This is a genomic window from Kitasatospora sp. NPDC048407 (genome assembly GCF_043200475.1).
Lineage (GTDB): Bacteria > Actinomycetota > Actinomycetes > Streptomycetales > Streptomycetaceae > Kitasatospora.
The window spans coordinates 22,968-44,815 of the sequence record NZ_JBICXW010000007.1 but is presented as its reverse complement, the minus strand read 5'-3'; the positions used below and the strand labels follow the sequence as shown (position 1 = coordinate 44,815).

Sequence of the window (21,848 nt, the reverse complement as noted above, 5' to 3'; positions counted from 1 at the left end):
TCGGGGTGGCCGCCCTGCGGCGTTCCCGGCCCCGCGTTTCACCTAGGGGATCCCCCTGGGGACGGAGGCGGCCGAACCACTCCGTGGAGGGAGGCGCCGGGGCCCCGGGGAACGGGAGACTTGGGGAAGTCGAAAGGAGGCCGCGGTGAAGCGGATCATGGGGGCGGCGGCGGTCGTCGGGCTGCTGGTGGTCGGGGCGGTGGGCTGCGGGCCCTGGGGCAACGAGCAGCGCAAGACGGTGTCGTACCAGGTGCCCGGTCAGGTCGATCAACTGGTGGTCGACGGGACCAGTGGCGGGATCGACGTGAAGGTCGACGACGGGCCGGTGCGGGTGGTGGAGAAGCGCGCCTGGAAGGACGAGGAGCCGCAGGGCACTCACGAGCTCAAGGACGGGGTGCTGAAGCTCACCTACTCCTGCAGCAGCTGCGGGATCGGCTACGAGGTGCACGTGCCGGCCGGGACGAAGCTGACGCTCAAGCAGACCAGCGGCGGCATCCAGCTGCACGACGTGGCGGGCGACGTGGACGCCAAGGTGAGCTCCGGCGGGATCGACGCCTTCGGGCTGAAGTCCAAGAACGTGAAGATGTCCGTGGAGTCCGGCGGCGTGAACGCCCGGTTCGCCGAGGCGCCGGCCCGGGCGGAGATAACCACCGAGTCCGGCGGCGTGCAGGTGAAGGTGCCGTCGGGGGAGCAGTACCAGGTGGACGCGCGCGCCGACAGCGGCGGCACCGAGGTGAAGGTGCCCTCGACCCCCGGCGCGCCGCACGTCGTGATCGCCCGCGCCGACAGCGGCGGTGTGCAGGTGTACAACAGCTGACCGGCCGTCGGGGCTGTCGGTGGCAGGGCCTAGATTGAGGTGTGTCGGCAGGTGGCGAGGGCCCCGCCGGCACCCCCCGAACTCTGTGCCCGAAAGGGGCGTCGGCCATGTCTGCCACCGTTTCCGCAGACCCGCAGGTGACCTACCTGGAACTCTCCGAGGACCAGGGCAGTGCCCACAAGTTCTACGAAGTCACCGTCGTGGGCGCCGAGTTGACGATCCGCTACGGCCGGATCGGCGAGCCGGGAACGACCAAGACCACGGTGTGCCCGAGCCCGGAGAAGGCCGCCGCCACGGCCGCCAAGAAGATCGGCGAGAAGGTCCGCAAGGGCTACGCGCCGGCCGTCCAGGGCGTGCGCCAGCGCCGGGCGGTGACCCGCCGGGAGATCACCTCGACCCGCTCCACCGCCCGCCAGGCGCCGCTGCTGTGGCGCTTCCGTTCCGGCTCGCCCGCGTTCGGGGTGTACGTCGGCGAGGACCACGCCTGGGTCGGCAACGAGAGCGGCGACGTCTACACGCTGACCCGGGACGGTGAGGTCACCGGCCGGTTCGGCCTCCCCGACGGCGTCAAGTGCATCGTCGCCGACGACTGGTGGATCTACGCGGGCTGCGACGACGGCAAGGTGTACGACCTGGGCGGCAAGGTGCCGCGGGTGGCGTACGAGATCGCCCAGGACGTCGACATCTACTGGCTGGACATCCACGACGGCGTGCTCGGCGTCGCCGACGCGCGCGGCGGGCTGACCACCGTCGACCACGAGGACGAGTTCCAGTGGCGGCGGAAGGCCGACGGCAGCGCCGGCTGGATGGTGCGCTGCGACGCCGACTCCGTCTACCACGGCTACTCGGCGGGCGTCAGCCGGTACGCGAAGCGCGGCGGCGACCAGCAGTGGCACACCCGGACCAAGGGCCAGGTGCTGTTCGGCTGGCAGGAACGGGACGAGGTGTTCGCCGGTACCTCGCAGGGCTGGGTGCACCGGCTGCGCAAGTCCGACGGTGCCGAGGTCACCGCGTACAAGTGCGACGCCGCGGTGTTCTCCTGCGCGGCCTCCCCGGACGGCGAGTACGTGTTCGCCGGCGACAACCACTCGTCGGTGTACTGCTTCGCCGCCGACGGCACCCGGCTGTGGAAGCTCGGCACCGGCTGCGGCTCCGCGTACAGCATGCAGTACCGCGACGGGCGGCTGTACGTCGTCACCACCGACGGCTCGCTGGCCTGCCTGGACGCCTCGCCGGGCGCCGTGCAGGCCGCCGAGCAGGGCACCCTGCCGGCCACCGCCGAGGTCACCGGCCGCGGCTTCGCCCGGGTCGAGTCGTCCGCGGTGCTGGAGACCGTCAGCGTCACCGCGGCGGCCGGCAGCGGCATCGAGGTGGAGTGCGTCGCCGACGGCAGCCGGCTGCGGGTGCGGGTGGTGTCGCCCGGCTTCGACCCGTCCTGGCGGGTGCAGTTCCCCAAGGACGTCCGCGTCGCCGGAGCACGCTACCTGGTGGCGGAGGTGCGGGAGTCCGCGTCCGGCGGGTTCTACCGGGCGCGCGGAGAGATCAAGCGGCTGCTGTGACGCCCGGTCATTGACGCATCGTCAAGGGCGCTCCCGGTCGGGGGCGCCCTTCGGCGTTCCCTGGGGAGGGGCGGCGGCCGTCCGACGATGCGAGAGGATGCGCGAATGGGGAAGTGGACGGAAGGCCTGCTGGCCTGGGGGAGGGCCCGGCCGTGGGCGGTGGACCTGCCGCTGGTCGCGCTGGCGGTCTGGGTCTCGGTCATGGGCGTGTGGACCGACCCGGAAGGCGCGGGCGGGAAGTGGTGGGCGTACGCGCTGGCGCTCGCCGGATCGGTGCCGCTGTGGTGGCGGCGCCGGTGGCCGTGGGCGGTGCTGCTGATCTGCTCGCTGCCCACCATGGCGCTGTCCGTGCTGGCGCACTTCGCGATGCCGCAGATCCAGGTCGCCATGGCGGTCGCCATCTACACCGCCGCCGACCGCGGCAAGGACTGGCAGCGCGCCGTGCTGCTGGCCGTGCTAGTGATCGGCAACGTGATCGGCACCCACTCCTTCGGCGGCGCGCTGTTCAGCCTGGTGGTGTCCGTCGGCAGCTTCGTGGTCGGCTCGCTGGTGCGCGAACTGCGCCGACTGGCCGGCGTCGAGGCCGAACGCGCCCGGCAGGCCGGGCTGCGCGCCGCCAGCGACGCCGCCCGGGCCGTCGCCGAGGAACGCGGCCGGATCGCCCGCGAGATGCACGACATCCTCGCCCACGCCGTCTCCCTGATGGTCGTCCAGGCCGAAGCCGGCCCACTGGTCGTGCGCAGCAACCCCGACCGGGCGATCCGCGCCTTCGACGCCATTGCCGACTCCGGACGCGACGCGATGGTCCAGCTCCGGCGCGTACTCGGCGTACTCAAGGAGGACGGGGCGGTGCCCGCGCTCGCCCCGCAGCCCCGGCTGGCCGAACTCGCGGGGGTCCTCGACCGCGTCCGCGAATCGGGCGTCGACGTCGACGCCCGCATCGAGGAGACCGGGCCCGCGGAGGTGCAGGCCGCGGCCTACCGGATCGTCCAGGAGGCCCTCACCAACGTGGTCAAGCACGCCGGGGCGGGCCGGGTCGTGGTGCGGGTCGCCGTTCGGGACGGTGCCGATCTGACCGTTTCGGTCGCCGACGACGGGAGGGGGCCATCTGTTGCGGTCGGGGCCGGGATCGACGGGCGCTCCGGGGGACGAGGCCTGCTCTCCATCCGGGAACGCGCGGCCGCCTGCGGCGGCACCGTCGAAACCGGCCCCCGGCCCGACGGCCCGGGCTACCTGGTGGCTGCCGTGCTGCCGCTCAACGCCTGAGAGAGGAAGTTCAGTTGCCCATACGAGTGGTGATCGCCGACGACCAGGAACTGGTCCGCGCCGGATTCGGCATGATCCTCGACGCCCAACCCGACATCGAGGTCGTCGCCGAGGCGGGAGACGGGCAGCAGGCGATCGACGCTGTGCGCGTGCATGATCCCGACGTGCTGCTGCTGGACGTTCGCATGCCCGTGATGGACGGGCTGGAGGCTGCGCGCCGGGTCTGTGCGGAGTTTCCGCGTTGCAAGGTGATCATGCTGACCACCTTTGATGTTGATGATTACGTGTTCGACGCGCTGTACGCCGGGGCGAGTGGCTTCCTGCTCAAGGACGTCCGCCGCGACGACCTGGCCCACGCCGTCCGCGTCGTCAACTCCGGCGAGGCCCTGCTCGCGCCGTCCGTCACCCGGCGGGTCATCGGCGAGGTCACCGCGCGGAAGGCGGGCGGGGCGCTGGCTGTCTCGCGGCCGCTGGGCCTGCTCCTGGGCACCCTCACCGCCCGGGAGCTGGAGACTCTGCGGCTGGTGGCGCGGGGCATGTCGAACGCCGAGATCGCCGCGGAACTGGTGGTCAGCGAGCACACGGTCAAGACGCACGTCAGCAACCTGCTGCAGAAGCTGGGGCTGCGGGACCGGGTGCATGCGGTGGTGTTCGCGTACGAGGCGGGGGCGGTGACGGCGGGGGAGTAGAGGGCTCGAACGCTGGCGGGCGCGAGAACAGGGGCACTGGGGGTACCCCCAGGCGAAGCCGAGGGGGCGGAACTGCGCGACAAGCGCACACCACGTCCGCAAGGTCGCGATCACGTGCAGGTCATTGTCCTGCGTCGCGATCTTGCGGTTGGGTGCCTTCCGCTTCGCGCAGTTCCGCCCCCTCGCTTCGCTGGGGGTACCCCCAGCGCCCCTGGTGGCTCATCCTCGCGAGGGATGCGGACCTTTCACCGTCGCGGGGGAGTTGCGCCGCAGGCTCTCCCGGCAGGGTTGGGGGTGTCGAAAAGGGCACTCTCGCAAAGGGGTTGGGCAATGGTTACGGGGCGTCGGGCGCTGGGATGGTCGGCGGGGCTGCTCGCGGTATACGGGGCGGTGCGGTTGGTGCCGGGGTCGCGGGGGGTGGGGGCGGGCTGGACGGTCGGGCACCTCGCGCTGTTCGCGGGGATGGTGCTGATGGGTCTCGGCATGGTGGAGCTGTGGCGGCTCGGTGGTGAACGGGGGGTCTGGGGCCGGGTCTGGCTGGGGGCGGGTCTGGCGGGGGTGATGGCCGGGCTGGCGCAGAGCGGCATCGACCTGTACGCGAACGCGGTCTCCGCGGACTACGCGGCGCGTTCGGACCTGTTCGAGCGGGTGCAGTCGGTGCCGGGGGTGATGCCGCTGGTGTACACGGTGGTGCCGATGATGCTGTACGTGGGGCTGCTGGCGCTGCTGGTGCGGCTGACGGTGCGCGGGGTGGTGCGCTGGTGGAGCCCGGTGCTGGTGCTGGTGGGCACGGTGTTGATGGGGGCGTCGCTGGACTTCATGCCGGTCGGTGCGGCGTTGTACCTGGTGGCGTTCTGGCCGGTGATAACGGGTGGTCAGAACCGGCTGCGGGCCGTACCGTCCGGGGCATGAGCGAGAAGCGTTCGATGGTGGCGGTGTTGACGGGGGCGGGGATCTCCACGGACTCGGGGATTCCCGACTACCGCGGCCCGCAGGGGCTCTGGCAGCGCGATCCGAGCGCGCAGGAGATGGTGACGATCGGCCCGTACCTGGCGAGCACGGAGGTGCGCCGCCGGTCCTGGCTGATGCGGCGGGACGCCGGCGCGATCGGTGCCGAGCCGAACGCCGGGCACCGGGCGCTGGCGGACCTGGAACGGGCGGGCGTGCCGATGCGGGTGCTGACGCAGAACGTGGACGGCCTGCACCAGGCGGCCGGGCTGCCCGCCCGGAAAGTGATCGAGCTGCACGGCACCGCCACCGAGGTGCAGTGCGCCAGGTGCCGGGTGGTCGGTCCGATGGCGGCGGCGCTGGAGCGGGTCGCGGCGGGGGAGGACGACCCGGCGTGTGAGCAGTGCGGCGGGGTGCTGCGTCCGCGCACCGTGATGTTCGGCGAGGCCCTGGACGAGCGGGTGCTGGCGCAGGCGGACGCGGTCGCCAAGGCGTGCCAGGTCTTCCTGGCGGTGGGCAGTTCGCTGCAGGTGATGCCGGCGGCGCTGCTGCCACGGATCGCGCTGGAGCGCGGCGCGAAGCTGATCGTCGTCAACGGCGAGCCCACGGCGTACGACGAGGCCGCGCACGAGGTGATCCGCGAGCCGATCTCGGAGGCGCTGCCGAAGCTGGTCCGGCGGCTGGTGAACGGCGACCTGGCCCGGGCCTGAGCACAAACCCGCAGGTCGGACGGCATACGATGGCGATCTGACGAGCAGGGAGACAACTCCATGGCGCTTGATGCCTTCGACCCGTGGTCGGCCGAGTTCGTGGCCCACCCGTACCCGGCGTACGCGGTGCTGCGCGAGCAGTCGCCGGTCGTCCACTACGAACCGAGCGACCAGTGGCTGGTGTCCCGGTACGCGGACGTCAACGCGCTGCTGCGGGACCGGCGGCTGGGACGCACCTACACGCACCGGTTCAGCCACGAGGAGTTCGGGCAGAGCGCGCCGAACCCCGCGCACGAGCCGTTCCACACCCTCAACGACTTCGGCCTGCTCGACCTGGAGGGCCCCGACCACACCCGGATCCGGCGGCTGGTGGCCAAGGCGTTCACCCCGCGCATGGTGGAGTCGCTGCGCCCGACCGTGCGGCGGCTGGCCGGCGAACTGGTCGACGGGCTGCTCGCCGACGGCGGCGGCGACCTGATCGCGAAGGTCGCCGAGCCGCTGCCGGTCGCCGTGATCGCCGAGATGCTGGGCGTCCCCGAGGCGGACCGGCACCTGCTGCGGCCCTGGTCGGCCGACATCACCGGCATGTTCGAGCTCAACCCGAGCGAGGACACCGCCCGCCGGGCGGTCACCGCCAGCCTCGAATTCTCCGCCTACCTGCGGGAGTTGATCCGCCGCCGACGCGAGGAACCCGGCACCGACCTGATCAGCGCGCTGGCCCAGGCCGTCGAGGACGGGCAGGTGCTCAGCGAGCAGGAGATGATCTCCACCTGCGTGCTGCTGCTGAACGCCGGCCACGAGGCGACCGTCAACACCACCGGCAACGGCTGGTGGGCGCTGCTCCGCAACCCCGGCGAACTCGCCCGGCTGCGCAGCGCGGTGGACGAACTGCTGCCCACCGCGATCGAAGAACTGATGCGGTACGACACCCCGCTGCAGATGTTCGAACGCTGGGTGCTGGAGGACATCGAGGTCGGCGGCGTGCGGATCCCGCGCGGCTCCGAGGTGGCGCTGCTGTTCGGCTCCGCCAACCGCGACCCCGAGCGGTTCACCGACCCCGACCGGCTCGACCTCGGCCGCACCGACAACCCGCACATCACCTTCGGCGCCGGAATTCACTTCTGTCTCGGCGCGCCCCTTGCCAGACTTGAACTCACCGAGTCCTACGGCGCACTGCTCCGCAAGGCCCCCGGGCTGACGCTGGTGCGCGAACCCGAGTGGAACCCCGGCTACGTGATCCGCGGACTCAAGGAACTGCTGGTCGAGGTCTGAGAGGGGCATGCCGTGGGGCGGGCGACAGGGGCGATGCTGGGGCTGGCGATCGGCGACGCCATCGGCAAGCGCACCGAGTTCCTGAACCTGGACGAGATCGGGCTGCTCAGCCCCGACTGGCGGCAGCTCCCGCTGCCGAAGAAGGCCCAGGTCACCGACGACACCCAGATGACGCTGGCACTCGCCCGCGCCCTGCGCACCGGCCTCGCCGAGGGCCCGCTCGTCCCGCTGCGCCTCGAACTGCCGCTGCGCGAGGAGTTCGTGGACTGGTGGCGCTCCCCGGACAACAACCGGGCCCCCGGCATGACCTGCCTGCGGTCCTGCTTCCGGCTCTCCACCGGCCGGCCCTGGCAGGACGCGTCCGACATCGGCTCCAAGGGCTGCGGCGCGAACATGCGGGTCGCCCCGCTCGGCCTGGTCCGCGAGCTGACCGACCGGCAGGTCTCCGGCGCCTCCCAGTTGCAGTCCGGCCTCACCCACGGCCACCCGACCGCGCTGGCCGCCAGCGAACTCACCGCGTTCACCGTCCGCTGGCTCGCCCAGGGCACCCACCCCTCCGAACTCCCCGCCCGGCTGCGCGCCCACGCCCACCAACAACGCACCCACTACGACGAGTTCTGGCTCGGCGACCTCGCCTCCCGGGGCCACTTCGGCTCTCCGCAGGAGTTCATCGCCCGCGGCTGGGACGAGTGCCTCCTCGCCCTCGACCGCCTCGACGCCGCCCTCACCGCGGGAGAGGTCGACGCCGACCCCTGCGAACGGACGGGCGGGGGCTGGGTCGCCGAGGAAGCGTTCGCCACCGCCCTGCTCTGCTTCCTGCTGCTCCCCGACGACCCGGTCGCCGCCGTCCGCCGCGCCGCCGTCTCCTCCGGCGACTCCGACTCCCTGGCCTGCCTGGCCGGTGCCTTCGCCGGCGCCCGGCACGGCGAGGGCGCGTGGCCGCAGGAGTGGGTGGAGCGGATCGAGTACCGCAAGGAGCTGCTCGCGTTCGGTGCGCTCTGGGACTGACGCCAGAGCGAACGTCCCGCTACGTCAGGAGCCCGCGCGAGCGGAGGTCCGCCGCCACCGTCGCGACCAGTGCCCGGAACGCGGGGACCGGGGCGGCCTGCGCCTCGGGGGAGCCGAGCGAGCCGGCCGGGATGAAGGCGACGTGGCAGCGCTGGCAGAGGTATGCGGTGCTCCACCCGGCGACCCGCGAGGGGAAGACCTGCGAGTACTCGTGGAAGTCCCGGCGGAACCGCCGCCGGTCGCGGGCGCGCTTGATCGCCAGCGCGACGGAGGCGACCATGAGCGGCACGCCGAGCAGGCTCACACGTCCCCCCGACGTCGGTGATGCAGGCCGATCACGGCACAGGGCGGTCAGCCGCCGTCCAGGGTTCCGGCAGCGCGGGCCGCGGTGAGCCACTCCGGGAAGCCGGTCAGCAGGTGGTCGTACAGGTCGGCGTCGGTGTGGGCGCGCGGGTCCTGGCCGGCGGGGAAGAAGCCGGCGTTGTCGACCGGGCGGCGGGCGGGGACGGGGAGTTCGTCGAGGCGGCGGAGGAAGGCGAACTCCTGGTCGGCGGGGTCGCCGAAGCCCACGAACTGCCAGTAGATCGGGAGTTCGGCGGCCAGGCAGAGCATGTCCCGGGCGGCCGCCCGGGAGGTGGGGCCGCCGTCGGTCTGGAACACCACCAGGGCCGGGTCGGTGGCGCCGGAGAGCTGGTAGTGGCGGATCACCGCCTTCATCGCCAGGTGGTAGTTGGTCCGGCCCATGTGCCCCAACGCGGAGTGCAGGCGGCCGATCCGGTTCAGGTGGTCGTCGAGGGAGATCTCGGCGATGCCGTCCACCCCGGTGGAGAAGAAGACCACCGGCACCCGGCCGTCGTCGTCGAGGTGCGCCGAGAGCGCCAGCACCTGCTCGGCGAAGTGCTGGACGGCCCCGGACCGGTAGTGGGGCCGCATCGAGCCGGAGCGGTCGAGCACCAGGTAGACGGCGGCCCGGGCGTGCTGGAGCCCGCGCTTGGTCAGGCTCACCCGCGCGGACTTGTACAGGTCGATCAGGCCGGGCGCGGTGGCCGACACCTTCTCCAGACTCAGGCCCACCGGGTCACCCGACCGGCAGCGGGTAGCGGTCGGCGAGCGCCGCCCGGTCGCCGCGGGCGTGGGACACCAGGTCGTCGGCCACCTGCAGGAGGACGTCCCGGCCCTCGACGATCGCGCACCAGTCGGCGGGCAGCGCGGACAGGCCGTACATCGCGCCGACCAGGTTGCCGCAGACCGCGCCGGTGGAGTCGCTGTCGCCGGAGTGGTTGACCGCCAGCACCAGCGCCTCGCGGGCGTCGGCACCGACCAGCGCCGCGTACACCGCGACGGCCAGGCACTCCTCGGCGATCCAGCCCAGGCCGACCCGCTCCACCGACTCCGGCGAACCCGGGCCCTCGTCGGCCACCCGCACCGCCCGGCGCAGCGCCTCGGTGGTCTCCGCGTTGGTCGGCATCGCCACCAGCCTCGCCAGCGTCGAGGCCACCGCCGCCCGCAGCGGCACCCCGGCCGACACCCGTTCGATCAGCGCGGCGAACGCACCGGCCGCCAGATACCCCGTCGGGTGACCGTGTGTCAGCTGCGCGGCCAGCGCGGCCTGCCGGAACGCCTCGTCCGCACCCAGGCCGGCCAGTCCGAACGGCGCCGAGCGCATCACCGTGCCGCAGCCCTTCGAGCCCGGGTTCACCGGGCCCTCCTGGCCGAACGGGACGGCCTCCGTGTAGTCCAGCACGACGCCCGTCATGCAGGCGTTGCCCGGCGCGCGGGACGCGTACAGGAACTCCTGCCCGGCCAGCCAGCCGTCCGGGAAACGCTCGGGGCCCGGCAGCCGCTGGGTCTGGAACCAGCGCCGGTACGCGGCGTGCAGGTCCTCGCGGCGGCCGCCACGCAGCAGGCCCTCCGCGGTGAACAGGGTCATCTGAGTGTCGTCGGTGACCTGGCCGCCGCGGTCGGCGTCCGCCAGGTCGGTCAGGCCGGCCTCGCCGTGCCGCTGCCGGATGGTGTCCAGCCGCAGGAACTCGATCGGCCACCCCAACGCGTCGCCCAGCGCACCGCCGACCAGCGAGCCGCGCACCCGCTCCGAGAACTCCATCCGCAATCCCCCCTCGTTGAGCTGCGCCGACGCCCTGTCAGCGCTCGATCCGTCCCGAACCCCGGTGCAGCGTGGCCCGGTCGGCGGCGGCCCGGCCCTCGACCCAGCCCTCGCCGTCACTCACCCGCACCCGCTGAGACACCAGCTTCGGGAACATCCTGCCCACCGCATCGTCCACGGCCTCCGCCCGGGCCGCCAGTACCGGCAGCAGCCCGCCGTCCGGGGCCGGCACCGGCAGCGAACCGCCGCCGTCCTCGACACCGCCCGGCTCGCCCGGTTCGGTGGGCCGCCCGGCCGCCGCGTCCTCGGTGGCCCGCTCGGTGGCCTCCGCCAGCCGCTCCCGGATCCGCGCAGCGTACGCCACCAGGAACGACTGCCGGAACGCCTTCGTCCGGGCCGCGCCGTCCTTGTGCTTGCGGCTGCCCGCCCGCTGCATCGCCGAAGTCGCCTGCACCAGCAGCGAGGTGTACAGCAGCTCGACGCAGTCCAGGTCGGCGTCGAACCCGATCACCGTGCAGAACCCGAACTCCTTCGCCCACACCACCCGGCACCGGTTCGCCGCCGCCACCGCGTCCAGCAGCATCGTCTTCGGGCCCTCGTACGGGTTGTCCACGCCGATCCGCAGCGCCGCCGGCTCGTCCGCCGACGGGCCGCCCGCCGACAGCAGCGCCTCGTCGATCGAGTGACGCGCCATCAACTCCTGGGCCTTCGCGGTCAGCGCCTCCGCCTCGTCCGGGAACTCCGTCGACTCGGCCTTCGCCAGCAGCGCCCGGATCCGCCCCAGCATCCGCGGCTCCCCGCTGCGCGGCGCGCTCACCCGCGGCGCGGACTGCCCCGGCGCCGGGCCCACCGGCTGGACGGGCGGCAGCAGCGCCCATGTCCGCAGCAGCTCCAGCACCGCCGTGGCCAGCGCGAACCGGTCCAGCCGGTGCCGGTCCGCGAACGCCTGCAGGTACGCCTCGTCGGACGGCCACCAGGGCTCCGCCTCCAACTCCCGCAGCTGCTCCCGCCACCGGCGGTCCAGCGCGGCGGCGGGGTGCCGGCGGCCCTCCGCGGCGATCAGGTCCACCGCCAGGGCGACCTGCACCGGGCCCAGCTCGCGCCGCGCCACCCGCACCAGGTCGGCCGGCCGCCAGCCCGCCGCCCAGCACCGGCCCACCGCCCGGTCCGCGAAGCCCAGCAGCGCCCGGCTCACCAGCGGCCACCGGTCCGCGGACGCCGCCAGCAGCGAGGCCGCGCCGTCCACCACGAACTCCAACCCGTCCGCCGGCGCGCCCGTCACCCGGCCCACCGCCTCCGCCAGCAGCTCGTCCACGGGCTGATCGGTGCTGGTCACGGTGGTCCTGCTTCCTGGGGGCACGGGGGAGGGGCGCTCCCCATGATGCCGGAGCGCGCCGACCGGCGAGTCCGTCAGCCGGCCAGGGCCTCCCAGCCGCGGGCGATCTGCCGCTGCGCCGGGGTGCCGTCGGCGGTGAGCAGCGCCAGCAGCGCCGCCCCGTCGGCGGGGCGGTCGGCGAGGTCCTTGGCGAGGGCGCGCTCGACGGCGTCGGCCAGCGCCGGGTCGAGCGCGCGGACGGCGGCGATCCCGGCCGGGGACGGGGCCTCGTTGACGATCCGGTGGTACACGGCGTACTGGTTGGCGGTGGCGAACGGGCTCTCGCCGTACGCCGCGCAGACCAGGCAGCAGGCCCACGCCCAGACGTCCGCCGCCGGGCCGACCGGGCCCTCGGCCAGCTGCTCCGGGGCCATGAAGACGGGCGTGCCCACCATGCCGCCGGTCCGGGTCAGCCGGGTGTGGTCGGCCATCAGCGAGATGCCGAAGTCCAGCAGCTTGGGGCCGTCGCTGGTCATCATGATGTTGGACGGCTTCAGGTCGCGGTGCACCAGACCGCCGCGGTGCAGGGCGTCCAGCGCGACGGCCAGCGCCACCGCGAGCGCGCGCAGCGCGGCCGGGTCGGCGAGGGTGCCGCGCTCGCGCAGCAGGGCCTGCAGGGGGCGGCCGTCGAGCAGCTCCATGGCGATGAACGGGGTGCCGCCGGCGACGCCGGTGTCCAGTACCCGCGCGGTGTGCGCGGCGGGCGCCTGGGCCAGCACCTTCGCCTCGTTCTCGAACCGGCGGTGCAGTTCCTCGTCGTGCTCGGTGTCGGCGTGCAGGGTCTTCAGCGCGACCTGGGTGGCGGAGCCCTGACGGCGCGCCAGGTAGACGGTGCCGAACCCGCCGGAGCCGATCAGCCCGAGCAGCCGGTACGCGCCGATCGCGGTGGGCGCCCCGTTCGGCAGCGGCTTGGCGTCGACGGTCGGCAGCCCGTCCCGGTCGCGCACCGTGCTGCCCAGCACCGTCGGCGTGGCCGCGGCGGCGGGGGAGCCGCTCACCGTGGGCTCGGCCGCGAACCGGGCCGCCGCCTCGGCCTGTTCGGCGTCCCGGGCGGCCCGCAGCGCCTCGGACTCGGCGACCACCGCCCGGGCGATCTCGGCGTCCCGGGCGGCGACCTCCGCCTCGGTCTGCGCGGCGGCGGCCCGCGCGGCGGCCTCCCGTTCGCGGCGGGTGCGCTGCGCCGCGCGGGTCTCGCGGATCGACTGCAGGCGGGCGGAGGCGGCCGCACCGAGCGTGTCGACGGTGTCCCGGACCGCCCCGGCCGGCGCCTCGGCGGACGCGGCGACACCCGTCAGCGGCGGCGCGGCGGCGGCCATCGGCAGCAGGTTCAGCCGGCGGGTGGCGTACAGCGAGCACAGCTGCCACGCCACCAGCGCGATCAGCGCGCCGTTCGGCAGCACCAGTGGCATCAGCAGGAACTGGGCGGCGAGCACCGGCACCAGGTAGCGGCGCAGCCAGGAGTGCTCCCAGGTGCCGGACGGCATCCGGGTGCACAGCACCAGGAACCGGGTGCGGGCCCACAGCAGCTGCCACAGCGCGGTCAGCACGAAACCGGTCAGGGCCGCGCCGAGCCCGCCCTGGCCGCCGAACAGCGCCGGCAGCGCGCGTGCCGCCAGCCACGGCGGGGTGGTGCGCACCATCACCTGGTCGGCGATATCCGTCGGCTCCGTGAATTGGTAGTGGTCGGCGATCCACATCAGCACGGTGAGCGCGCCGCCGATCAGCACGGGCAGCACGAGCTCCACCGCGGAGGAGATCCGCTGCGGCGGGTACGCACTGGACAGCGCCCGCAGTTCGGACCGGCGGCGGGAGGCGTCCCCGGCGAACAGGGTGCGGATCTGGGCCCGCCGCGCGCGGCTCAACAGCCGGGCCCGGTAGCCGTGCTGACTGCGGCCGAGGGCGAAGACGGTGATCAGCCGCAGCACCAGCAGCATGACGAGCACCGGCAGCACGGTCTGCTGCCAGAGCGGGCTGTCCACCCAGCCGTAGTGCGGGCCGGCCTCCGCAGCGATGCGCATCGTGTTCCCTCCCCCCGTGCGCACGGGTCGGCCCCGGGCGCGCACGCATGATAGCGGCGGGCCCGGGGCCGGAAGGGGACGGTCAGCGCTCGATCACCCGGGCGAGGACCTCCGGCAGCCGCTTGATCAGCCCGCCGGACGCCACCCGGATGCCCAGCAGGGCCATCCCGGCGCCGTACAGCACGCCGACCGGCAGGATCGGCCAGGGCGACTGGTGCGAGATCAGCAGGATGCCGAGGGCGATGCCGATCGGCGCGCAGCCCAGCGAGACGCCGATCATCGAACCGAAGGCGTTGAGCATCACCACGCCGTTCTGCCCGGGCGCGGCGCTGCGCATCGGGTTGCCGTCGGCGGGCACCGCGTACGGGGCGTACACGCTGATCACGGCGCCCAGGCCCACGCTGGTGCCGAGGGCGGCGAAGGACACGCCGAGCGCGGGCGCGAGTTCCGCCCACTTGCCGGTGACGGCAGCCAGCACCGGGCCGACCAGCAGCAGCACGAGGACGCCCTGGGCGAGGATGGCGTACACCCGGCCGCGCAGTTCGTCGCGGGCGTCCCGACGGGTGATCAGGGTGGAGGCGACCATCCAGAACCCGGAGCCGTCCATGCCGAACAGGTTGGCGGACTGCAGGCCGAGCATCAACCCGCCGATCGCGATCACGTACACCGAGCCCCAGCCCTGGACCACCGACATCGCCGCGATCACGCAGGTCATGCCGATGCCGGTGAAGATCGCCGCCTTGGCGCGGGGCTCGCGCCAGGTGTAGCGCAGGTGCCGCTGGGCGACGGTGCCGGCCCGGCCGGCGGGCAGCAGCCGCCAGGCGCGGGAGCCCGAACCGGAGTGCACCGAGGAGGTCGCCACCAGGGTGGAGGCGTCGCCGGAGACCATCAGGGCCTGCAGGCTGCGCAGCCACCAGCGCAGCAGCACCGTCAGCAGGCCGGCGGCGAGCGCGAGTTGCAGCGCCGCGACCAGGTAGGAGCCCTCGCCGGCCGAGCGCACCGCGTCGATCGCGGAGACCGGCGGGATCCAGCGCAGCACCGAGGCGTACGGGTGCAGCACCGACAGGTCGAGGCCCTGGTCGGGGCTCCGGAAGGAGCTCTGCATGCCCAGGTTGCCGAGCTGGATCAGCACCGCGAACAGCAGGCCGCCGAAGATCGCGAAGTCCTTGCCGCGCCGGCTGGACAGCAGCCGGGCATTGGCGGCGGCCACCGAGCGGCTCAGCGCGATCACCACCAGCAGGGTGAGCGGCACCGCGAGCACCGCGACGGCGGCGGACGCGGCGCCCTGCCCGGCGGTGACGGCGGCGCCGATCAGCAGCAGCAGGCCGACCAGCGGGCCGGGTCCGACCAGGCTGCCGATCAGGGTGCCGCGCAGCAGGGCGCGCGGGCGCAGCGGCAGCATGGTGAGCCGGGTCGGGTCGGCGCTCTCGTCGCCGGCGAAGAAGAACAGCGGCATGGCGGCCCAGCTGACGGCCAGTCCGGCGGTGAGCATCACGGCGACGTCGGCGGCGCCCGCGTGCCCGCGCAGCACCACCATTCCGGCGGCCGTGGACACGCCGAACAGCAGCCCGAGGCAGGTGCCGGCCAGGTAGCCGGCGGCCCGGCCGGGGCTGCGCCGCAGCCCGTTGCGCAGCAGTCGGACCTTGAGCGAGACCAGCGTGCGGACGACGGCCCGGTCGTCGGCGGTGGGGGAGACGGTGGGGGAGGTGGTGCTCACCGGTGGCCCCCACCGAGCCAGCCGAGCGCGTGCCCGTCGTCCTCGCGGACGCCGATCAGTCCGAGGAACGCCTGCTGCAGCGAGGTCTCGCCACGCACCTGGTCGAGCGGCCCGGCGGCGACCACCCGCCCGGCGTTGACCACGGCGACCCAGTCGCACAGCGACTCGACGAGTTCCATGACGTGGCTGGAGAACACCACCGTGGAGCCGGAGGCGGCGTACCGGGTGAGCACGCCGCGGATGGTCTGCGCGGACACCGGGTCGACGCCCTCGAACGGCTCGTCCAGGAACAGCACGTCGGGGTTGTGCAGCAGCGCCGCGGCCAGGCCGATCTTCTTGCGCATGCCGGTGGAGTAGTCGGCGACCAGCTTGTCGGCGGAGCCGGTCAGGTCGAGCACGGCCAGCAGTTCCTCGGCGCGCCGGTCGGTCTCCGGGCCGGGCAGGCCGCGCAACCGCCCGTTGTACTGGAGCAGTTCGCGTCCGCTGAGGCGCTCGAACATCCGCAGGCCCTCGGGCAGGATGCCGATCCGGGACTTGACCGCGACCGGGTCCTGCCAGACGTCGGCGCCGTATATCAGCACGGTGCCCTGGTCGGGCCGGAGCAGGCCGGTGACCATCGACAGCGTGGTGGTTTTGCCGGCGCCGTTGGGGCCGACCAGTCCGATGAACGAGCCGGCCGGAAGGTCGAGGTTGAGTCCGGCGACGGCGGTCTGCGCACCGAAGCGCTTCCACAGGTCGCGGATCGAGACAGCGGGCGGCGTGATGGTCGCCTCCATGGCGGGTGGTCTCCTTGTCGGGTCGGTCCCTGGCCGGTCCGCTCGACCCTATGATCATTTCTTTACCTTTCCATCCCCCATGTGGCGGTATTGCCCCTTACGGGAGCGACAGTTCGCCGGTCACCCGCCGCACCTCGGCAACTACCCGGACCCGCCGTTCGTCCTGCATCCTGAGAAGCGCGCGCGCAGCGCGGGGAACGGGAGGTGGCCGCGATGACCGGTCAGTGGGGAACGCCGGCGCCGTACGGGCAGCAGCCCTGGCACCCGGCGCCGACGCCGCAGTCCGCGATGCGCGCCGCGCACGCCGACCGCGAGCGCACCGTGGACGTGCTGAAGGCCGCCTACGCCGAGGGCCGGATCACCGCCGACGAGTACGAGCACCGGCTGACCTCCGCCCACCAGGCCGCCACCTACGGCCAGTTGTCCGTGCTGGTCGCCGACCTGCCGTCCGGGCCGATGGTCGCCCCGTTCGGCGCTCCCATCCCGGCGACCTTCATGCCGCTGCCCCCACCGCTGCTCCCGCCGCCCGTCCCGCCGCGCAACGGCCTGGCGACGGCCTCGGCGATCCTCGGCAGCCTGACGCTGTTCACCGGTGGCCTCACCGGCCTGCCCGCCGTGATCACCGGCCACATCGCCCGCTCGCAGATCCGCCGCACCAAGGAGGACGGCGACGGCCTGGCGATCCTGGGGCTGGTGTTCGGCTGGCTCTCGATCGCCGGCTGGGCGCTGTTCTTCCTGCTGGTGGTCATGATGGCGAGCAGCGGGCCGCACTGAGCGCGGGGCCGCCGTGCCTGGTCCGGGCGGTGCCCGGCCCGGCGCGCCCCATTTGTTTTGACCGCCGCCTGTGCGCTAGGTACGCTCTGACCTTGTGCCTGGGGTGTGCCCGGGTCCTTGTGCGTGCCAGCAGACCGGCCGCCGCAGCGGAGACTCCACCCGCTCGGCCTGTGCCGATGACGCAGCTCAGCTCGGGATTCCGTGATTCTTCCCCCGAAGAAGGCCCAACACGCCCGACCGCGTGGGTCGGAGGGTGTGGGCCACACCGCAGGTTAGTTCCACCAAGCCTTGGCACACAGAAAACGGAGAAACGGTGCCTACGATCCAGCAGCTGGTCCGAAAGGGCCGGCAGGACAAGGTCGAGAAGAACAAGACGCCCGCACTGAAGGGTTCGCCCCAGCGTCGCGGCGTCTGCACGCGTGTGTACACGACCACCCCGAAGAAGCCGAACTCGGCTCTCCGCAAGGTCGCCCGTGTGCGCCTCACCAGCGGGATCGAGGTCACCGCTTACATTCCGGGCGAGGGCCACAACCTGCAGGAGCACTCCATCGTGCTGGTCCGCGGTGGCCGTGTGAAGGACCTTCCTGGTGTCCGCTACAAGATCATCCGCGGTTCGCTCGACACCCAGGGTGTCAAGAACCGCAAGCAGGCTCGCAGCCGCTACGGCGCCAAGAAGGAGAAGTAAGAATGCCTCGTAAGGGCCCCGCCCCGAAGCGCCCGGTCATCATCGACCCGGTCTACGGCTCCCCGCTGGTGACCTCGCTGGTCAACAAGATCCTGCTGCACGGCAAGCGCTCCACCGCCGAGCGGATCGTCTACGGCGCCCTCGAGGGTGTCCGTGAGAAGACCGGCGCCGACCCGGTTGTCGCGCTGAAGCGCGCGCTGGAGAACGTCAAGCCGACCCTCGAGGTCAAGTCCCGCCGCGTCGGTGGCGCCACCTACCAGGTGCCGGTCGAGGTCCGTCCGGGCCGCGCCAACACCCTGGCGCTGCGCTGGCTGGTCGGTTACTCCCGCGCCCGTCGCGAGAAGACCATGACCGAGCGTCTGCTCAACGAGATCCTCGACGCCAGCAACGGTCTGGGCGCTTCCGTGAAGCGTCGCGAGGACACCCACAAGATGGCCGAGTCCAACAAGGCCTTCGCGCACTACCGCTGGTAGTCCGAACCCCGTCACTAGACAGAGAGAGAACGAGCCACCATGGCTGCAACCTCCCTTGACCTCGCCAAGGTCCGCAACATCGGGATCATGGCGCACATCGACGCGGGCAAGACCACCACCACCGAGCGGATCCTGTTCTACACCGGTGTGTCGTACAAGATCGGTGAGGTCCACGATGGCGCTGCCACCATGGACTGGATGGAGCAGGAGCAGGAGCGCGGCATCACCATCACGTCCGCCGCGACGACCTGCCACTGGACCCTCGACGGTGTTGAGAACACGATCAACATCATCGACACCCCGGGCCACGTCGACTTCACCGTCGAGGTGGAGCGCTCGCTGCGCGTCCTCGACGGTGGCGTGACCGTGTTCGACGGCGTCGCCGGTGTCGAGCCCCAGTCCGAGACCGTGTGGCGGCAGGCTGACCGCTACGGCGTCCCGCGCATCTGCTTCATCAACAAGCTGGACCGCACGGGCGCCAACTTCTTCTTCTGCGTGCAGACCATCGTGGACCGCCTCGGCGCCACCCCGCTGGTCATGCAGCTGCCGATCGGTGCCGAGGCCGACTTCACCGGCGTCGTCGACCTGGTGAAGATGAAGGCCCTGGTCTACTCGGCCGACGCCCCCAAGGGCGAGATGTACGACACCGTCGAGATCCCGGCCGACCTGGCCGAGCAGGCGGCGGAGTACCGCGAGGCCCTGATCGACACCGTGTCGAACATCAGCGACGAGGTGATGGAGCTCGCCCTCGAGGGCGAGGACATCCCCGAGGAGCTGCTGGTCGCCGCGATCCGCAAGGGCACCCTGGAGTCGTCCTTCACCCCGATCTTCTGCGGCTCCGCGTTCAAGAACAAGGGCGTTCAGCCCCTGCTCGACGCGGTCGTGAAGTACCTGCCGTCGCCGCTCGACATCGAGGGCATCGAGGGTACGAAGCCGGGCAACGACGAGGAGAAGATCGTCCGTCAGGCTTCTGACGACGAGCCGCTCGCCGCCCTCGCGTTCAAGATCATGTCTGACCCGCACCTGGGCAAGCTCACCTTCGTCCGCGTGTACTCCGGCCGCCTGGAGTCCGGCACCTCGGTGCTGAACTCCGTCAAGGGCAAGAAGGAGCGCATCGGCAAGATCTACCGCATGCACGCGAACAAGCGTGAGGAGATCGACTCGGTGGGCGCCGGCGACATCATCGCCGTCATGGGCCTGAAGCAGACCACCACCGGTGAGACGCTGTCCGACGAGAAGCAGCCGGTCATCCTGGAGTCCATGGACTTCCCGGCCCCGGTCATCCGCGTCGCGATCGAGCCCAAGTCCAAGGGCGACCAGGAGAAGCTGGGTGTCGCCATCCAGCGCCTGGCCGAGGAGGACCCGTCCTTCCAGGTCAACACCGACGAAGAGACCGGCCAGACCATCATCGCGGGTATGGGCGAGCTGCACCTCGAGGTGCTGGTCGACCGTATGCGCCGTGAGTTCAAGGTCGAGGCCAACGTCGGCAAGCCGCAGGTCGCGTACCGCGAGACGATCCGCAAGGCCGTCGAGCGTATCGACTACACGCACAAGAAGCAGACCGGTGGCTCCGGCCAGTTCGCGAAGATCCAGATCGCGATCGAGCCGCTCGAGTCCGGCGAGGGCTACGAGTTCCTCAACAAGGTCACCGGTGGCCGCGTCCCGCGCGAGTACATCCCGTCGGTCGACGCCGGTTGCCAGGAGGCCATGGAGTTCGGCGTTCTCGCCGGTTACCCGCTCCAGGGCGTTCGCGTGACCCTGCTCGACGGTGCGGCGCACGACGTCGACTCGTCCGAGCTCGCGTTCAAGATCGCCGGTTCCATGGCGTTCAAGGAAGGTGCCCGCAAGGCGTCGCCGGCTCTGCTCGAGCCGATGATGGCCGTCGAGGTCACCACCCCCGAGGACTACATGGGCGACGTGATCGGCGACATCAACTCCCGCCGTGGCCAGATCCGGGCCATGGAGGAGCGTCACGGTGCCCGCGTCGTCAAGGCGCTGGTGCCGCTCTCCGAGATGTTCGGCTACGTCGGTGACCTGCGCAGCAAGACCTCTGGTCGCGCAAGCTACTCGATGCAGTTCGACTCGTACGCCGAGGTTCCGCGGAACGTGGCGGACGACATCATCGCCAAGGCCAAGGGCGAGTGACGTCCCGGTAATCGGGATGAATCAGACCCTTTAGGCTAGAAGGAGGGCACCCGGGCGTCACCCGTCCGGGTTCCGCCCGGGAGCCCTCCGGCACCCCCACCCGCGGGACGGCATGGGGCGCGACCAGCGCCCCGTTCCAAACCCGATCCAGACCAACTGACGTCGTACGGCGTACAGAACTGTCCTCAGGAGGACTGCAGTGGCGAAGGCGAAGTTCGAGCGGACGAAGCCCCACGTCAACATCGGCACCATCGGTCACATCGACCACGGTAAGACCACGCTGACCGCGGCCATCACCAAGGTGCTGCACGACGCGTACCCGGACATCAACCCCTTCACGCCGTTCGACCAGATCGACAAGGCGCCGGAGGAGCGTCAGCGCGGTATCACCATCTCGATCGCGCACGTCGAGTACCAGACCGAGGCGCGTCACTACGCCCACGTCGACTGCCCGGGTCACGCGGACTACATCAAGAACATGATCACCGGTGCGGCCCAGATGGACGGTGCGATCCTCGTCGTCGCCGCCACCGACGGCCCGATGCCGCAGACCAAGGAGCACGTCCTCCTGGCCCGCCAGGTCGGCGTCCCCTACATCGTTGTCGCCCTGAACAAGGCCGACATGGTGGACGACGAGGAGATCCTGGAGCTCGTCGAGCTCGAGGTCCGTGAGCTCCTCTCCGAGTACGAGTTCCCGGGCGACGACCTGCCGGTCGTCCGCGTCTCCGCGCTGAAGGCGCTGGAGGGCGACAAGGAGTGGGGCGAGAAGCTCCTCGGCCTGATGCACGCGGTCGACGAGGCCATCCCGACCCCGGCTCGCCTCACCGACCAGCCGTTCCTGATGCCGATCGAGGACGTCTTCACGATCACCGGTCGTGGCACCGTCGTCACCGGTCGTATCGAGCGTGGCATCCTCAAGGTCAACGAGACCGTCGACATCATCGGCATCAAGACCACCAAGACCACCACCACGGTCACCGGTATCGAGATGTTCCGCAAGCTGCTCGACGAGGGCCAGGCCGGTGAGAACGTCGGTCTGCTGCTCCGTGGCATCAAGCGCGAGGATGTCGAGCGCGGCCAGGTCATCATCAAGCCGGGTTCGGTTACCCCGCACACCGACTTCGAGGCCCAGGCCTACATCCTGTCGAAGGACGAGGGTGGCCGTCACACCCCGTTCTTCAACAACTACCGCCCGCAGTTCTACTTCCGTACCACGGACGTGACCGGCGTCGTGACCCTCCCCGAGGGCACCGAGATGGTCATGCCGGGCGACAACACCGCCATGACCGTCGCGCTGATCCAGCCCGTCGCCATGGAGGAGGGCCTGAAGTTCGCCATCCGTGAGGGTGGCCGCACCGTCGGCGCCGGCCAGGTCACCAAGATCGTCAAGTAATTGCCGATCTGACCTCTGGTCAACTGCAGGGCCCGGTCCGCTCCCGCGAGGGAGGGGGCCGGGCCCTCGGCATGTCCGGGGCCGGTCGGCGCACCCGGTGTGACGTGCACTGCTGCGGG

General features: G+C 72.0%; 20 protein-coding genes. 13 read left to right on the top strand and 7 right to left on the bottom strand.

Annotated elements, in window-relative coordinates; all coding sequences use genetic code 11:
• Positions 1–145: 145 nt before the first annotated feature.
• The 8 genes from ACGFWJ_RS15780 (at position 146) to ACGFWJ_RS15745 (ending at position 8,269) form a co-directional block, all read left to right on the top strand.
• Complete coding sequence (locus ACGFWJ_RS15780) at positions 146–817, top strand: DUF4097 family beta strand repeat-containing protein (RefSeq protein WP_392949537.1); 672 nt, start codon at positions 146–148, stop codon at positions 815–817.
• Positions 818–924: 107 nt separating this feature from the next.
• Positions 925–2,376, top strand: coding sequence for a WGR domain-containing protein (locus tag ACGFWJ_RS15775; protein WP_392949534.1), 1,452 nt, complete (start codon positions 925–927; stop codon positions 2,374–2,376).
• Positions 2,377–2,481: 105 nt separating this feature from the next.
• The gene (locus tag ACGFWJ_RS15770; protein ID WP_392949531.1) at positions 2,482–3,642 is read left to right on the top strand and encodes a sensor histidine kinase; all 1,161 of its coding nucleotides are present in this window, start codon (positions 2,482–2,484) and stop codon (positions 3,640–3,642) included.
• A 14-nt stretch (positions 3,643–3,656) separates the two neighbouring features.
• Positions 3,657–4,331 carry a response regulator gene (locus tag ACGFWJ_RS15765; protein WP_392949528.1) on the top strand — a complete coding sequence of 225 codons (675 nt, stop codon included), beginning with the start codon at positions 3,657–3,659 and terminating at the stop codon, positions 4,329–4,331.
• Positions 4,332–4,661: 330 nt separating this feature from the next.
• Entirely contained in the window at positions 4,662–5,243 is a 582-nt protein-coding gene (locus ACGFWJ_RS15760; protein ID WP_392949525.1) for a hypothetical protein, read from the top strand.
• Positions 5,240–5,989 carry an NAD-dependent deacetylase gene (locus ACGFWJ_RS15755; protein ID WP_392949522.1) on the top strand — a complete coding sequence of 250 codons (750 nt, stop codon included), beginning with the start codon at positions 5,240–5,242 and terminating at the stop codon, positions 5,987–5,989. Before ACGFWJ_RS15760 ends, ACGFWJ_RS15755 begins: the two co-directional genes overlap by 4 nt.
• A gap of 60 nt (positions 5,990–6,049) precedes the next feature.
• The gene (locus ACGFWJ_RS15750) at positions 6,050–7,261 is read left to right on the top strand and encodes a cytochrome P450 (RefSeq protein ID WP_392949519.1); all 1,212 of its coding nucleotides are present in this window, start codon (positions 6,050–6,052) and stop codon (positions 7,259–7,261) included.
• A gap of 33 nt (positions 7,262–7,294) precedes the next feature.
• Positions 7,295–8,269 carry an ADP-ribosylglycohydrolase family protein gene (locus ACGFWJ_RS15745; RefSeq protein WP_392950007.1) on the top strand — a complete coding sequence of 325 codons (975 nt, stop codon included), beginning with the start codon at positions 7,295–7,297 and terminating at the stop codon, positions 8,267–8,269.
• Positions 8,270–8,288: 19 nt separating this feature from the next.
• On the opposite strand, the gene ACGFWJ_RS15740 is transcribed toward ACGFWJ_RS15745, so the two are convergent.
• From ACGFWJ_RS15740 to ACGFWJ_RS15710, 7 genes are all read right to left on the bottom strand, one after another.
• Positions 8,289–8,558, bottom strand: coding sequence for a hypothetical protein (locus ACGFWJ_RS15740; RefSeq protein ID WP_392949516.1), 270 nt, complete (start codon positions 8,556–8,558; stop codon positions 8,289–8,291).
• Positions 8,559–8,620: 62 nt separating this feature from the next.
• Entirely contained in the window at positions 8,621–9,343 is a 723-nt protein-coding gene (locus ACGFWJ_RS15735; protein WP_392949514.1) for a VWA domain-containing protein, read from the bottom strand.
• Positions 9,344–9,347: 4 nt separating this feature from the next.
• Positions 9,348–10,373 carry an ADP-ribosylglycohydrolase family protein gene (locus ACGFWJ_RS15730; protein WP_392949511.1) on the bottom strand — a complete coding sequence of 342 codons (1,026 nt, stop codon included), beginning with the start codon at positions 10,371–10,373 and terminating at the stop codon, positions 9,348–9,350.
• 37 nt (positions 10,374–10,410) lie between these two features.
• The gene (locus tag ACGFWJ_RS15725; RefSeq protein ID WP_387865983.1) at positions 10,411–11,709 is read right to left on the bottom strand and encodes a DUF2786 domain-containing protein; all 1,299 of its coding nucleotides are present in this window, start codon (positions 11,707–11,709) and stop codon (positions 10,411–10,413) included.
• 74 nt (positions 11,710–11,783) lie between these two features.
• Entirely contained in the window at positions 11,784–13,766 is a 1,983-nt protein-coding gene (locus ACGFWJ_RS15720; RefSeq protein WP_392949508.1) for a serine/threonine-protein kinase, read from the bottom strand.
• A gap of 82 nt (positions 13,767–13,848) precedes the next feature.
• Positions 13,849–15,483 carry a transporter gene (locus ACGFWJ_RS15715; RefSeq protein WP_392949506.1) on the bottom strand — a complete coding sequence of 545 codons (1,635 nt, stop codon included), beginning with the start codon at positions 15,481–15,483 and terminating at the stop codon, positions 13,849–13,851.
• Positions 15,480–16,259: an ABC transporter ATP-binding protein gene (locus ACGFWJ_RS15710; RefSeq protein WP_392949503.1), complete on the bottom strand. Its 780-nt coding sequence runs from the start codon at positions 16,257–16,259 to the stop codon at positions 15,480–15,482. The genes ACGFWJ_RS15715 and ACGFWJ_RS15710 overlap by 4 nt, the downstream gene beginning before the upstream one ends.
• Before the next feature lie 288 nt (positions 16,260–16,547).
• On the opposite strand from ACGFWJ_RS15710, the gene ACGFWJ_RS15705 reads away from it, so the two are divergent.
• From ACGFWJ_RS15705 to tuf, 5 genes are all read left to right on the top strand, one after another.
• A complete protein-coding gene (locus tag ACGFWJ_RS15705; protein ID WP_392950006.1) occupies positions 16,548–17,033 on the top strand; it encodes a DUF1707 and DUF4190 domain-containing protein in 486 nt (161 codons plus the stop codon).
• 313 nt (positions 17,034–17,346) lie between these two features.
• The gene (gene rpsL / locus ACGFWJ_RS15700) at positions 17,347–17,718 is read left to right on the top strand and encodes a 30S ribosomal protein S12 (protein WP_014144289.1); all 372 of its coding nucleotides are present in this window, start codon (positions 17,347–17,349) and stop codon (positions 17,716–17,718) included.
• Between the two features lie 2 nt (positions 17,719–17,720).
• Complete coding sequence (rpsG, locus tag ACGFWJ_RS15695; RefSeq protein WP_030457432.1) at positions 17,721–18,191, top strand: 30S ribosomal protein S7; 471 nt, start codon at positions 17,721–17,723, stop codon at positions 18,189–18,191.
• A gap of 39 nt (positions 18,192–18,230) precedes the next feature.
• Positions 18,231–20,336, top strand: a complete 2,106-nt coding sequence (gene fusA, locus ACGFWJ_RS15690) for an elongation factor G (RefSeq protein WP_387644446.1) — start codon at positions 18,231–18,233, stop codon at positions 20,334–20,336.
• A 199-nt stretch (positions 20,337–20,535) separates the two neighbouring features.
• Positions 20,536–21,729: an elongation factor Tu gene (tuf, locus tag ACGFWJ_RS15685; RefSeq protein ID WP_030457430.1), complete on the top strand. Its 1,194-nt coding sequence runs from the start codon at positions 20,536–20,538 to the stop codon at positions 21,727–21,729.
• Positions 21,730–21,848 lie beyond the last annotated feature (119 nt).